This window comes from Hyphomicrobium sp., from assembly GCF_019753045.1.
GTDB lineage: Bacteria > Pseudomonadota > Alphaproteobacteria > Rhizobiales > Hyphomicrobiaceae > Hyphomicrobium_B.
Genome location: NZ_JAIELN010000014.1, coordinates 1 through 13,658, shown reverse-complemented (window position 1 = coordinate 13,658; position 13,658 = coordinate 1). Strand labels below are relative to the sequence as shown.

Sequence of the window (13,658 nt, the reverse complement as noted above, 5' to 3'; positions counted from 1 at the left end):
GCGAATATCCCTTTTTTCCCAACTAACGCCTTCAGGCGCCGGGCGTCAGCTGGGGTTTCGGTCTCCGAAGGCCTGACACTCCTTCGCGAGCTATATCCAACGCGTGCTGTAGATCGCTCGGCAAAACGAGCCTAGTAGCCATCGCAGCCAGTGCGAACATCAGCGCAAAGAGCGGTATGAGGTACCAGAGCTGCAGTGGCCCCACGAGCGCAAGCGGCAGAACCGTGCAGATCGCGGTAACGCAAGCCCGCACCAGATTCAAAGTTGTGGTTTTCCCGACTGCTCCCCGCGGCAGCAAAACCAAACACGCAATCATTGCCGGTATTTCCGCGACACCAGCTATAATCACGAGGAAAATGGCCCCATTGCCGTAGTGCTGCTGTCCGTAGCCGATCAGGAACCAGCCCAGAACCACACAGAATACGATCCTGACAATACTTATACCGACCATTGCCTTATTCCGGCCAACCGCGGTCATGGCGGTTGCCAGCAAAAGCACGAAGAACAACAGAGGGATAAAGACGGCGCTCGCGCGCAGTATCGATGCGGTTTGCTCGAAGTGGCCCTTCCCGTAGATGATCGCAACGACGTGATCGGCGAAAAGATAGAGAGCTGAGGACGCCAGTGCGGCTGCAATGAATAGGACCCGTGCGGTCGCATCGATCATGCGCCGGAGGTCCGGCAACGAGCGCGACGCACGCGAAAGCTCAGGAAAGAAGGCCGTTAGCATGATCGTCGCCGGCGAGCTGATTATGCCGAATATGGTACGAGACGCGCCGTACCATCCGACGACTGCCGGCCCGGCGAAGGCAGACAGCATCATTATTTCGACAAAGGGCTGCGAGGCGATCACAAGCGAAAATGCCGTGATCGGGACCCCGTGCTCCATAATTTCACGAACCACTTTCGTGCTGGGAGCTTTGACTTCAAAACCCAGCCGCAGGGCAAAGAATGCTCCGACCAATAGCGTTGAGATGCCGCCAACGCCTTGCATCAGAATGACATCCGTCAGCCCACCGCCAAAGTGCAAAGCTATGGCGCAAGCGATCAGCGTCAGTGCCTTACCAGCGATATTGGCAAAGGCATCGATATCCATCCGGTCTTTGCCGCGAAATTTAAAGCTGAGCGGAGCGTATAGGATGACCGGCAACCCGGCGATCATTGCCAAGAGCGTCAGCAGTACTATGTGTTCGCTGTAACCCAGAGCCGACGCAATGGCGACCGCGACCGCACAGCCGACGACGGTTGTTGCCAGTCGAATTGCGAGCGCACTTCCAATCAACTCGGGTTCGTCAGGGCGCCCTCGGGCCACCTCTCTTACGAGATATTGGGTTTGGCCCCAATCGATTGCCACGGCGACGAATGCTGTAATTGCTAAAACGGAGTAAAGAACGCCAAAATCTGCGGCGCCCAACGCGCGCCCAAGGACCGCAGTCAGAAGGACGCCGAGGATCGTGGATGCGACTTGGCCAATTCCAAGGTGAAAGACGTTACGAACCAGAAGCCTAGTGGTGTTTGATTTCACGGGCTGCTCCGGTCGTGGTAAAAAATCGATACTCGGCCAGGCTGAACCATATATCGCAGTGCCATAAATTGTGAAGCGTCAGCCGTATCCAAGGCTAATTGGGCGCAGCACTATTTCGTCCGTTGGCCTGCTGTTCCAAGCGATACCGGATTGCCTAGCCCTATTCAGAGTATCTCAATATTCCTAATCAATCTTATGGCACCGCGTTCAGGAAATTGGCCAGGCGATTTACATAATGGTCAAGGTTCATCTCATTTTCGACGAGCCTGCGCCCATTGTTGCCGAGACGCGCAGCGTCCTCTGGTTCGGCCAAGAGGCGCGAGATTTCTTCACGCAATGCTGACGCATCGCCCACGGGTACATAACGGCCATTCTCGTTATCGACGATGACATCGGTCTGGCCGGGAACGCGCGAGCAAATGACTGCCTTGCCCATGGCCATGGCTTCGAGAATGGCGGTCACTCCCGCCTGAAAGTCGACCGGCTCCAGCGGCATGACAACGAAGCGGGCATCCGCATAAAGCTGCCGCAACGCGTACTGGTCGAATTTACGTACAGTGACGTTGCCGGGGATGTGCTGCCCAGTCGTCGAGTCCTTTCGCTTGGACCATGGCGACGCCGCCGCAATCACTAAGTCAAGATCCAGACCCTCTACCGACTTGAGCAGTGTCGGATAGTCACGCCGTTCGAGTCCCACCGCACAAATGAGCGGTCGAGGTGACGATTTGGGCTCGACTTTGCCCGGGGCAAAGAACTGATCATCCACCATAAAAGGTGTGAAAAGCACCCGACTGTCGTCTAAGCGCCAGCGGTCTTTGATGAAACGCTTTTGCCAGCGGCTATAGACGATAAAACCATCGATCTGACTGTGTAGCCTCAGAACGTCCAGGATCAGCGCCTTCTTGGGGACTGAGATGATATGCGTAATCATGAAATGGCGCGGCCGATAGCCTGGCGTAACCTTCATTAACGCGGCTAACGGCAATCCGATCTGTTCGCCGTCAGTGAGTATCAATCTATACTGTGAACGCAGTTTCCAGCAGGCGTATGCGAGGACCAAGTTCGCTCCGCCCAGCCGCTCTAGAACCGGCGCCAAGCCTCCAACAACAGTTCTTGCCTTCGTGTAGTCAAGAATATCGGCCTTGAGACCGCGCGCGAGCTCCAAGTAGTCTGCACGCGGACGTTGGCCGCCCGCTATCTGAGCGGGCAGATCCTGCGGGATAGTCCCGGATACCGTCAGCAATACCTGCTTTGTTCGATCACTTTGTTCAGTTTGCACGACAGTCCCAGTATGATTGTCGAACGGCACTCAGGATGGCCGTCGATCATGCCTATTCGGGTCTCGCTGACGTGCTGCCCGAATTATCTATTGATCTAATGACTCGTGCTGGCTGACCGGCAGCAACAGAACGTGGGGGTATATCGCGTGTCACGACACTCCCCGCGGCAACGACGCTGTTGGCTCCAATCGTGACACCACTAAGCACGATGACGCGCGCGCCGAGCCATACGTTTTCCTCCAGAACGATCGGTGCGGAGGGCGGTCGAATGCCTCGTTCGACCGGGTCGATCTGATGGAAATCATTGTCCATCATGAGGACTTCCATCCCGATTTTGCAGTTCGGCCCGATGCTGACGAGCTTCGTCGCTTCAATGGAGCAGCCGTAGTTCATGAACGTTCGCGCCCCGATTTCAAGCTTTCCGTCGCGCTCGGTGCGGAGCTGAATGGGGATCGCGCCTGACACCAGGCTGGCCCGCTGACCAATAATCAGGCTGCCGGAATTTCGAACAACGGGCCGGCCCCACACGCGCACGCGTTCGCCGAGTGAAGTCGCGTTGCGGAGATACCACCGTGCCCGCAACAGCGCGAGCGAGTCGTCCAGCAGTTCGGCTGTCGTCATCTTACGTTCAGTCGTCACCAAACCTCCGGTAAGAAGGCGCCCCAACGGAGCAAACATACGGGCGTCCCTTGTTTCAGATCCGAAGTTACGGTGCGTCGAGAAGGCTAAGTTTGTCGGTCCGACGGCCCAAATACGGGAAGTATCTCAGTGAGGCAGTAACGGACATACTGTCAATGAATTATAGTGATTTGCTGCTGTTCTCAAAGACTCTACTGCTCAAGATAATTAGCGGCAGCGTGTGACACCGGGAAATTCCAATCGTCACCAAGTTCGCGTGGCATTTTCAGCTGAAACCATGCCGCTTCACCGGCTTGCTCCACTTTCGTTCGCAAAACCGTCAAAGTAACCGGTGTTAATCTGGTTGCATATCTCCGTCGGTATCGGACGGGCGAAATGCACGAGCCCCCGCAAGTGGAATTCCATGTGCGCAGGATCACCCTTTGTGCTATTAACTTTTTGCCTAGAAAATGATGCGGGTCGGACTCAAATACGGCTTATAGTCGGTGATGAGACTTGGGCAGCCGGCTATGAAGAGATCAAATCCGCAATAGCATTCTGAACAAACGCCTTACGGTCGTCGACTTCGCCGGAATTGGCAATTCGACTGTCCAATAAAGAGACGTTTTCCAATTATCCACATGTGAGCAGACTGCTTGTCATAGTTGGCACTTGGGATAAGCGGTCGCGAGACAGAGTGCTATCTCTCGTGCGAGAATGCCAAAAACGCATTCTGGGGTGATATCAAACTCCTAGGGTCGACGGGGCACTATATGCCAATCCGCGTACTGTTCCTAAATACTCGCGACAGCTGTGGCGCGGATGTTGCAGTTCACATGGCGCTTATGAAAAATTTCGCGCCCGACGAAGCTAAGATCTTTGTCCTATCCAACAGCGAGGCGGCAGATGCAGAAGATATGCGAGTTCGCTTCGCCGAGATGCCTCATGTTTCGAGCGCGTTTCTGCCGCTTGGAAAGCCGGCCGACGCGCTGGCGAGCAGAGGCATACTGGGCAAAGCGTTTGCCTATGGACCGAGCGCTGCGTCATTGGCGCGGGCTGCGGCGTTCATCAAGCGTAACCGCATACAAATCATTCACGCCACCGACAGGCCGAGAGATGCCAGTTACGCCAGCTTGCTCGGGCGCGTGACCGGGGCCGCGTCTGTTGTACATATGCATTCGCACCTTGGGAATTACCACACGGGCCCGACACTTTGGGGAATGCGGAATGCCAAAGCCATATTCGCGATCTCGAATTATATCCGAAGCGGCCTAGGCGATATGGGATTTAATCTGGACAAAATCCATACGGTCTATAACGCCGTCGACACCGATCACTTCGACCCTCAAAGAGAAGCTGAAAGGCCGAAGGCCATTCGGGCGCAGTTCGGCATTCCTGAAAATGCACCGCTCCTTGGAATTGCGGCGCGGATGAATCCTTGGAAGGGACAGCTCGAGCTTATTAGTGCGGTGGCGCTCCTGCGAGAAACCCACCCCGACCTGCACATCATGATCCTCGGCTCCAATGTACCAGAGGTCCGGGCGGAATTTGAGAAGAGAGCACGCGAGGGTGGCATCGCCGATCGCCTGCATTTCGGTGGATTTCAAAAAGATGTCCGGCCGTTTCTTCGCGCGTTCGATCTGTTCGTTCATCCTTCGTATGGCGAGCCCTTTGGTCTGGCGATCGCCGAGGCGATGGCGATGCAAAAGCCAGTCATAGCCTGCGGCACCGGCGGCGTTCCCGAAATCATTACGCACGGCGTGGACGGCCGGCTCGTTGCGGAACGTGATGCTGGGGCGGTCGCAATGGAAATCGCGATGCTGATGGGCGATCCAGAACTCCGCCGGCGATTGGGAGAGCGCGCCCGGCAAACAATCCGCCTTCGCTTTGCGCCGCGCTTGCAGTGTAGCGAGGTCGCGAGGCGCTACGAAAATATCGTCGCTGCTTCCAGAGGCGAAGCGTTGCGAAGCATTCCGAATTCATTGGGAGTCAATGGAGGTCCATGATGTTAACAGCAGACGACAGCACTCGCGCAGGAAGCGCGAAGAGCGGCCCGCTCACGGCGAGCGAAAAAGAAGACTTGAAGCAGGCGTTCGATCGCGATGGCTATTTTGTCATTCGCAATGTCGTCTCGCCGGAGCGGCTTGCCGAATTGCATAGATCCCTCGAGCAGGAATTCGACGCGGCATCGAAGTCGGGCGCGCTATTCTCGGGAGGAGGCCTCAAGAGCGGCCATCTCAACTGCTTCCCTGGTGCAGGTGCGCGGTTCGTCTACGACACCCTGGAAGAACGCGGGATCATCGACCTGATCAAGGAGCTCGATCCCAGGGTCGTTCGCATGCCGAACGTGGGTTGCAACTTCAATCTGCCCGGCAGCCACACGCAGCATTACCACCTCGACCGTCCGTTCACGCGCGACTTCATGATCGCCAACGTCGCCGTCGTCGACTCGACGATCGAGAACGGCGCCATGGAGGCAATCCCGGGGACGCACAAGCGATTTTATAAGTATACCCAGTTCGTCCTGGAGCGTGTTGCACGCAACAGTGTGCGCGTTCCACTGAAGCGGGGCGACGTGTTGGTTCGAACCTCGAACGTGTGGCATCGCGGGACGGCGAACCACACATCGGTTCCGCGCCCGATGCTCGCGATGACTTGGGAGGACGGCGGCAACAACCTTGAAGATCCGTTTGCAGCCGAGGGTGGGAAGATCCGATTCCTCCCGAACTGGTTCAAGCCGACCAGAGCGGGACGAATTCGCGAGCAACTGTTTGTGAAGGTCCCGGCTAGCTATGCGGCCTTACGTTTTGCACGCTCTCTCGTGGACAAAGAGTATTGAGAACATCATGCAGAAGAAGCGTCCGGTCGTGGCCGTCGGGAGCGCCCGGCGGGCACGAAGCTGCGGACGCAGCGATTTCTGCAACATGAACTCTGGGCTGTCGGTTGGCGAAGAGTGCGGTCTCAATCATTTTGTGCCGCAGAACGCTGACAACGCGCGAGCTCGCGTGTTAGCAGTCTCCACCCTTGATGAAAACTAGTTAGCACAACGAGCGCTTTTTGCTCGACTTTGGTTTGGCGACAGGGTCAATCCGAAGGGGGCATACCCGCGGGATAGAAGCAGTGCAGATAAGCACCCCTCAAATCAGCGTCGTCGTGCCGACCTACAATCGCCTTGGCAGACTGCAGCATGTCATCTCGGCCCTCGAGCGCCAGCAGTATCCGGCAGAATGCTACGAGATCATCGTTGTATCCGACGGCTCTAGCGACGGCACCGATGACTATTTGAAAGCGTATCGCTCCGAGAGAAACTTGCGATGGTTCACGCAAGCCAATAGCGGCCCGGCCGCTGCGCGCAATTTAGCCATCGCTAAGGCAGAAGGAGAGCTTATCGTCTTTGTCGATGACGACGTCGTAGCGGATCCGATGCTTCTGGCGGCGCATATGCGGGCTCGCAGTGAGGTGGAGCGCGATGTCGCCGTCATCGGACCACTGCTTTCGCCTGACGGCTTCGTGATGTCTCCCTGGGTTCGCTGGGAGCAAGAGATGCTTATGAAGCAGTACCGAGCTTTGCAAGGTGGCGTTTGGCAGGCGTCGGCTCGACAATTCTATACCGGCAACGCCTCAGTCCCTCGGGCTCGCATTTTGGCCGCGGGCGGCTTCGATGAAAAATTCCGTCGTGCGGAAGATGTCGAGCTTGCGTATCGCCTCGCCGACCGGGGCTTGGATTTCGTTTTCGCGATGGATGCCGTGGGCATGCATTTCGCCGAGCGCAGTTTCACGTCGTGGCTCAACGCCGCGTACACCTATGGCGGCAACGACGTCATTTTTGCGCGCGACCGGAACCAGAAATGGTTGCTGTCGGCCATCGAGAATGAGTTTCACGAGCGTCACGTTCTGATCCGCTCGCTTGTTGGCGTGTGTAAGGGCAGACCGCAACTTACATCTCTCACGACGTCCGCCCTTAAGCTCGCGGCCAATGCCGCGGGCATGCTCCGTGTCGAAAGACTCGAAGAAATTGCATACAGCGGCTTATTCAATCTTCAATATTATAGAGGCCTGCGCGACGAGATGGCCAAGACCCAAACCCCGTCTTTTCTTGGCTGACGCGTGGTGGCGTAAGGCAGGCTACGCCTCAGCAGCAGAACGATACGTCAAAAGCTTGTGAAACTCTTCATCCGAGAGCGGCCGCGAATAGTGTTGGAGATTGGTTGCGAGCTGATCGAGAGTTCGCATCCCGATAATGTTGACGCCGATGCGGGGCTCGCGCAGCGAAAATTGCAACGCGGCCTCGGTCGGTGAACGACCTAACCTCTCGACCAGGCGCCGCAGTTTCAGAACGCGTTCCCATTTGGGTTCCGAGGCTCGAAGCTCAGCCTCAGTGAGCGATCCTTTCAGCGCCCCGCCGGCAAAGCAGCCGCGCGCGATGATGCCGAGTTGGCGTTTCGAAGCCTCTTCAAAAACGCCGTCGTCGAGCGCTTCCATGTCGAGAATGCCGAAGGGAATTTGCAAGCTTGAAATACCCTCGAGGCCGAAGCAGTGCCGCGCATCGTCCACCGCATCGAGCGCAATGCCGTAGTGGCGTATTTTCCCTTCCGCCTTAAGCTCAGCCAATAGTCCGAGCGTGTCCTGAAATTGCGCGCTGCGCAGCATCTCCGGCGATGGACTGTGCATTTGGTAGAGATCGATGTAGTCCGTCCCCAAGCGCCGCAACGACGCCTCGGCGGCCTTGCGCAGATAGCCCGGTGAGAAGTCCTGCGGAATCGGACCGGCACCCGATGACGGCGCCCGCACGCGCCGAAGACCAAGCGCTTGGACAATGGGCTTGGCGAGTGGCTTCACGAACTGAATGAGTTTCTTCCCCGCAGGCGTGCAATAGCCACCCTTGCTCGCGATGAAGACTTTGTCTCGCGCTTTCCGAAATGCCTTCCCGATAAGGACTTCGCTCTCTCCCTGCGAATACATATCCGCCGTGTCGTAGAAATTTATGCCGGCGTCCAATGCTGCGGCGAGGGTCGCGAGGGACGCCTTCCGGCCGCCGTCTTGAGCGAGAAGCCCGCCGATCCGCGCGCCCCCGAAGCCGATCTCAGAGACCTTCCAACCGGTTTTTCCGAACACTCTGTACTGCACCGCGCCCCCTTTTCCGTCACGCGGCTTTCAGGTCGCGCGCAAGCTGGTCGACCGATCGCGCCGCTAGCGCCATCACAGTCAGGGTCGGATTTTTTTCCGCGCCGGTCGTGAAAGAGCTTGCATCAACCACGATGACGTTCGGAGCGTCGTGCAGCCGCTGGTAGCTGTCCGTCACGCCATACTTCGGCGAAGCATGCATGCGCGTCGCCCCGCCGTAGTGCTTAGCCGTTCCCGGAAAAAGCTGCGGGACGATGTCCCGAATTTTTCCTTTGTAACCGGCGTCTTCCATCAGTCGCAGGAAGTGCTCCCGAGCGCCAATGACGTTAGCCAGAACCTCTTCTTCGAATTTGATGTGAACCTCGAGCGTTGGAAATCCGAACTCGTCCTTCTGATCTTTGGATGGGCGGACGTAGTACTTCTCATCGGGAATCATGGTCCCGAAAACCTGCACGCCAAATGATCTGGTCTTTTGTCCGAAGCGACTCTTGATCTTTCCGATCGTGTCGAAGGCGCCGATTGTCCACGAGCACGCCATGAGCGGGTCGGATGCCTTATGGGGAAGTCGTGTCAGATACGCCGGCGGCGACAAAGAGGTGATCGGCTTATCGACGTCCACGGCCCACCACTCGCGAGGGTGATCGTGGAGGTACTTGCCGAGCAACCCAGTGCTATTGCCAAGGCCGTCAGGATGATCGCTGCAGGCCGAGTTGAACAGAAGTTTGGGTGAATTGAGCGGACCGCAAGCGATGACAAACGCGCTAGCGCTGATGCGATTTTGGGTCTTCGTCTGGTTGTCATGGTAGACCGCAGCCGCCACCCTTTTCTTCGCCCGGTCCCATTCGAGCTGCAAAACGTGCGCGCCCCTGATAAGGCGGAAAGAGGGTTCTTCGAGAAGCTTTTCCAATAGAACCGAGAAGCTATTGAACGCTGTACCCCGACGAAGCAGCAGGAACGGCGGCCCGTCGGCAAGCGGCATCGTGGTAAGCCCTTGGCCATGCTTCAATGCCGAGCGAGCAACGGCTTGCCAGTCGCTTGGAATCTGATGCCGGTAGTCTGAGTAGCCGGAGGGCAAGCTTGGGACGCTTCCCGGAGCGGCCGTCACCCTCATGGTCCGTTCGGCGATCTCGTAATACGGCGCGAGTTCGTCATAGGTCACCGGCCATCGGAATTTCTCGTGAACCTGCTCGCCAGCAGTGAAGTCCTCGGCGCAAAAGCGCGGCACGGCGCCCGTCCACTGGTTTGAAAGGCCACCTAACGCGTACGTGTAATCCAGATTGGTGTCCGGATCGCCCGTTACAACGAAGCCATCATCCTTTCGCATTGGCGGAAGGCGGCGATAGAGGTTTCTTCCACCAATTCTGACGAGCACGCCGTGTTGGATTTCGTTTCCGGTTTCCAACAGCGTTACGGGAATGCCCTTGCGAACAAGTTCGAGCGCAGCCATTGCGCCAGCGGGACCACTCCCCACAACAACGACGCGGCGATCATCGGCCATGCGTTTCCTCTGTGTCCCTTCGCCTTCGATACCTAGCGGAATGTTTCTTTAGCGGCTACCGCCGCCATAGGCGTCAATTACCAAAAAATATTGCTACTGTTGCGGGTGTGATTTCCCCCCGATATTGTAGGTGACGGCTTTTCGGCCCATTGCCAGTAATGGCGCCCGAAAAGCCGCCTCGATAAAGCTCTTTCATCCTCCCTACCCATAATGAGTAAATTTAACCACAAAGCGTTTGACCAGCGTCAACGACATCGCTTGTCAGCGTTGGGGCTTTCCAAGCGAACGCTCAACTGAAATCTACGCATTCGCCTAACGACAGTGCTCAATCGATATGAGGTGACAATTGCAAGCCTCTAGAGGAACTGTATGTCGCATATCGAGCGCGGTGCTCATCGGACTGTTGGTCATACTTCAGCTGTTCAGGACAAATATGCTGAGCGAGGCCCGCACTTCGCTCGACTTGTATCTCGATGGAGAGGCTCGTCGTCCGTTCGCATACAGAGTTTTGGTTCCGACCGTACTGCGGGGACTCGACAACCTAACTCCAGCCATTGTCTCTTCGCAGCTCGATCAGATCGCAATCAAAGTTGAAGAAGCGACGGGGGTCGTCGCCGGGATCACAAACGAGCATCCTCGCGCAATTCTCTGGCTCGCTCCCATACTCACGCTCTCGCTGATCGGTTACTTGCTGGCTGGCACCGCCCTTTATTCCGAACTGTTTCCCGGCAGCGAGTCGATTGCGTGTCTCGGAACCCTGCAGCTTGCAATTCTGCTGCCGTTTCTTGGCCAAAAGCTCGGGCACATCTACGATTTCACCGTTCTGTTTTTCATGATGATGCTTTTGCTGGCGATGCATCTTGGCAACCGGGCGCTCTACTTCGCTGTCTTCATATTTGCCTGCCTAAATAAGGAAACCGCTATTCTCGCCGTGTTTGCGTACGGCGCCGTCTATTGGGACAAGATCCCGCTTCGGCAACGGATATTCGATATCTCATGCCAAGTCCTCATCTTCGCGATCGTGTACGGGACGGTTCGATGGGTCTATCAGGACAATCCCGGCTGGGGCATGGAACCATGGCTGTTTGAGCAGCTCCCCTATTACCGCGAACATATCGTCAGATTTTTTGTATTCGCGGGGCTTGGGGCTTGGCTTGTATTTCGCCTGCCGGAATGCCCGCAATTCCTGCGCCGAGCCGCTGTGGCCATGATCGCGCCTCAAGTGATCCTGGTGCTCCTCGGCGCGAAACCAGGAGAAGTGCGGAACCTGTACGAGATACTGCCCATCGTCAGCATCGTCGTCATGCGAGACGTTGAGATCGCGATCCGTCGTTTCAGACTTCGGCTTGATGCGGCGAGGTCATAGCTGGCCGCTTCCGCGCTATCACGAGCTACTTGCTCGCTCCGAGCAAGATCAGTCCGAGCAGAATGACGCCTATGGCCAACAACCGCGATCCCGATACCGCTTCACCGAGCAGGAACCAACCGCCTAGCGTCGTCAGCACGATCCCAAGTCCGACGAATGGATAAGCAAGCGACACAGGGGTCCGGCTCAATACGACGAGCCAGGTTCCCGCGCTCAGCCCAAACAACAGAAGTCCCGAAACAATATAGGGCGACCAGATCAGCAGACTGATCTTTTCCCAAGCGCTGCTTGATTTGGTCATTTCAGCCGCGAGCGACGTGTGCAGCATGCCGGCTCGTACGATGAGTTGGCTGCTGGCAGTCAAGCACACGCTTAGAATTATCGCGCCAAAGTTCCAAGCTTCTCCCTTCATCCGCGGACTCTACCTTTCGGTTACGATGCACTTTCCAGCCGGAACCCGTTTTAGGCGGGCCGCATGTTCCATGGCGCGCAGCTCAACTGATGCAAATCGCATAATCGCAGGTCCATTTTACTGAAGCGAGAAGCAAAATGACTGCGGTCACCAAGCATGTCATCCAACTTACCCGATCTTTGATGGCGAACACGATGGGATCGTCGTGAATGATCTTCCGCTGAGCCAGTGCAATCAGGCGGAATAGCCAAAAAATCATGATCGGGCATAACAAGTACAGAAACTTTGGATGAGCGTAGAGACCCGCCGCGCTGCTCGACGACAGGTAAAGCGCGAAGACCGTCACCGCATTCATGCTGGCAGCTGCCGCAAGAGCGGTAACGGTGCCGACGTCAGAGGCGTAATACCCCCTCGATGGGTAAGGATCTTTGCCCAAATCCGCGTAATCAAATAGTTCGATTGTTCTTTTGACGAGCGCGAGGGAGGCAAAGACAAAAATTGAAAAGTAGAGGAGCCACTCGGAGATCGGTACGGATATCGCCACAGCCCCGCCGATGACTCTGATGGTGTACAGCATGGCGAGCAGGACGACATCAGCAATAAGCTTCCTCTTTATGAGGAACGTATATGCGGTCGTCATGACAAAATACGCGGCGATGATTATCGCGAAGAGTCCCGATATCGACAGCGCGATCCAAGCCGATGCGGTCAGGAGAACCGGAATCGCGGCGAGCGCGTCCCGCACCTTAATCTTTCCGGCCGCGAGAGGCCGAAACTGCTTGGTTGGATGAGCGCGATCTGCCTGCAGATCCCACCAATCATTTAAAATGTACACGGCGGACGCGCACAAGGAGAAGGCGGCGGCTGCCAAAAAGCTCTTCGTCAGCGCATCGGCATTGAATTCATGAGCCGTGATCACCGGCACAAAGACAAGCAGGTTCTTGACGTACTGGTGCACGCGCAGCTGCCTCAGCCAGATGCGCAATCGTTTCTGGTGCAGCGCCATCATCGAAGGGAATGGTGACCGCGATTGTTTTGCCGTGACGATATTACTTGAAGTCATCCGTCAGGCAAATCGCTCAGCACACTGAGGTTAAGTAGCGCCCGAACGTTATCCTTGATGTCATCACTGTTCGGCACACAAAGCGGGGATCCGCTTAGGATTCTGAACGGTCCTCGTCAGAACCGCCGGGCCAGATCGAGCCGATTGTGAAGGTGACAGTTTCGGGCTCATCGCAATCTCAGTGAGAACGACGACAAGACAGCGAAAGGCGAACATGACACGATACCGCGTGCCGTCGCGGCCGCCGCGCGACCCCGACAAGACGGCCTAAGTCACCCTAGAATTAGAGATTGAGCCCCCAAATAACCGGATTCAATTTAGGCATTGGGGATGGCAGACCGATCAGGGCGTCGCCCGTCCTCCGACGACCAAAGCTGTAGCTGGGCCACCGCCCCCGAGGATCTGAGCGCTCGTCAGGACAGTCGCGGCATTTCCTATGTAACCGGCCGCAGAGCCGCTCCAGAGGGTCATGTAATTAAGCGCCTTCCCGACCTCGACGGAATCCGCGTTGGCAACGTAGAGGATGTCCTTGTCCCGCATCTGGAACTTCTGGGCCATGAAAAAGGCCGAGGGGTCGCGGAAGTTCACCCTGTAAACAGTCGGTATGAACTGTTGATTGGGTGCGAACTTGGCGAGATTCACATCCAATTTTTCGAGCGTCTGACGTCGCTCTCCGCGGTATATGAACATCTGCGATGGATTTGCGCGCTGGTCCAAGAGGCCGCCCGCCTTGGCAACCGCGCTGAGAACCGTCATGCCGGTGCTATAGGGA

Annotated in this window: 11 protein-coding genes and 1 pseudogene; 4 read left to right on the top strand and 8 right to left on the bottom strand. The window is 56.7% G+C overall.

The genetic code is table 11. The features are described from left to right. Positions 1-31 precede the first annotated feature (31 nt). The 3 genes from K2Q04_RS15850 to K2Q04_RS15840 all read right to left on the bottom strand — a co-directional run bounded on the left by K2Q04_RS15850 (position 32) and on the right by K2Q04_RS15840 (position 3,444). The gene (locus tag K2Q04_RS15850) at positions 32-1,525 is read right to left on the bottom strand and encodes an oligosaccharide flippase family protein (RefSeq protein WP_291165667.1); all 1,494 of its coding nucleotides are present in this window, start codon (positions 1,523-1,525) and stop codon (positions 32-34) included. A 193-nt stretch (positions 1,526-1,718) separates the two neighbouring features. Beyond that, a complete protein-coding gene (locus tag K2Q04_RS15845) occupies positions 1,719-2,804 on the bottom strand; it encodes a glycosyltransferase family 4 protein (RefSeq protein ID WP_291165666.1) in 1,086 nt (361 codons plus the stop codon). Positions 2,805-2,856: 52 nt separating this feature from the next. Then, on the bottom strand, positions 2,857-3,444 hold the full coding sequence (locus K2Q04_RS15840; RefSeq protein WP_291165665.1) for an acyltransferase: 588 nt from the start codon (positions 3,442-3,444) through the stop codon (positions 2,857-2,859). Positions 3,445-4,259: 815 nt separating this feature from the next. On the opposite strand from K2Q04_RS15840, the gene K2Q04_RS15835 reads away from it, so the two are divergent. From K2Q04_RS15835 to K2Q04_RS15825, 3 genes are all read left to right on the top strand, one after another. Then, positions 4,260-5,429, top strand: a complete 1,170-nt coding sequence (locus tag K2Q04_RS15835; RefSeq protein WP_291165664.1) for a glycosyltransferase family 4 protein — start codon at positions 4,260-4,262, stop codon at positions 5,427-5,429. Further along, positions 5,429-6,262: a phytanoyl-CoA dioxygenase family protein gene (locus tag K2Q04_RS15830; RefSeq protein WP_291165663.1), complete on the top strand. Its 834-nt coding sequence runs from the start codon at positions 5,429-5,431 to the stop codon at positions 6,260-6,262. Before K2Q04_RS15835 ends, K2Q04_RS15830 begins: the two co-directional genes overlap by 1 nt. Positions 6,263-6,543: 281 nt before the next feature. Further along, positions 6,544-7,527: a glycosyltransferase gene (locus tag K2Q04_RS15825; protein WP_291165662.1), complete on the top strand. Its 984-nt coding sequence runs from the start codon at positions 6,544-6,546 to the stop codon at positions 7,525-7,527. Positions 7,528-7,548: 21 nt separating this feature from the next. Here the strand turns inward: K2Q04_RS15825 and K2Q04_RS15820 are convergent, their stop codons facing one another. Next, positions 7,549-8,550, bottom strand: a complete 1,002-nt coding sequence (locus K2Q04_RS15820) for an aldo/keto reductase (protein WP_291165661.1) — start codon at positions 8,548-8,550, stop codon at positions 7,549-7,551. 16 nt (positions 8,551-8,566) lie between these two features. Then, the gene (locus tag K2Q04_RS15815; protein ID WP_291165660.1) at positions 8,567-10,045 is read right to left on the bottom strand and encodes a GMC family oxidoreductase; all 1,479 of its coding nucleotides are present in this window, start codon (positions 10,043-10,045) and stop codon (positions 8,567-8,569) included. 433 nt (positions 10,046-10,478) lie between these two features. Here K2Q04_RS15815 and K2Q04_RS15810 point away from each other — a divergent pair, with 433 nt between their 5' ends. Next, positions 10,479-11,411 (top strand): hypothetical protein, encoded by a 933-nt coding sequence (locus K2Q04_RS15810; protein WP_291165659.1) that lies wholly within the window; start codon positions 10,479-10,481, stop codon positions 11,409-11,411. A 25-nt stretch (positions 11,412-11,436) separates the two neighbouring features. Here K2Q04_RS15810 and K2Q04_RS15805 read toward each other — a convergent pair whose 3' ends face one another. From K2Q04_RS15805 to K2Q04_RS15795, 3 genes and pseudogenes are all read right to left on the bottom strand, one after another. Beyond that, positions 11,437-11,823 (bottom strand): hypothetical protein, encoded by a 387-nt coding sequence (locus K2Q04_RS15805; protein ID WP_291165658.1) that lies wholly within the window; start codon positions 11,821-11,823, stop codon positions 11,437-11,439. Positions 11,824-11,905: 82 nt separating this feature from the next. Continuing rightward, positions 11,906-12,886 (bottom strand): UbiA family prenyltransferase, encoded by a 981-nt coding sequence (locus K2Q04_RS15800; RefSeq protein ID WP_291165657.1) that lies wholly within the window; start codon positions 12,884-12,886, stop codon positions 11,906-11,908. A gap of 342 nt (positions 12,887-13,228) precedes the next feature. Continuing rightward, positions 13,229-13,658, bottom strand: a pseudogene (locus K2Q04_RS15795) (hypothetical protein); the annotation flags it as partial.

Coding starts and splice junctions, on each gene's coding strand:
- K2Q04_RS15805 (WP_291165658.1), bottom strand. CDS start 11,823: ATGAAGGGAGAAGCTTGGAACTTTGGCGCGATAATTCTAAGCGTGTGC.
- K2Q04_RS15800 (WP_291165657.1), bottom strand. CDS start 12,886: ATGACTTCAAGTAATATCGTCACGGCAAAACAATCGCGGTCACCATTC.
- K2Q04_RS15810 (WP_291165659.1), top strand. CDS start 10,479: ATGCTGAGCGAGGCCCGCACTTCGCTCGACTTGTATCTCGATGGAGAG.
- K2Q04_RS15830 (WP_291165663.1), top strand. CDS start 5,429: ATGTTAACAGCAGACGACAGCACTCGCGCAGGAAGCGCGAAGAGCGGC.
- K2Q04_RS15815 (WP_291165660.1), bottom strand. CDS start 10,045: ATGGCCGATGATCGCCGCGTCGTTGTTGTGGGGAGTGGTCCCGCTGGC.
- K2Q04_RS15835 (WP_291165664.1), top strand. CDS start 4,260: ATGGCGCTTATGAAAAATTTCGCGCCCGACGAAGCTAAGATCTTTGTC.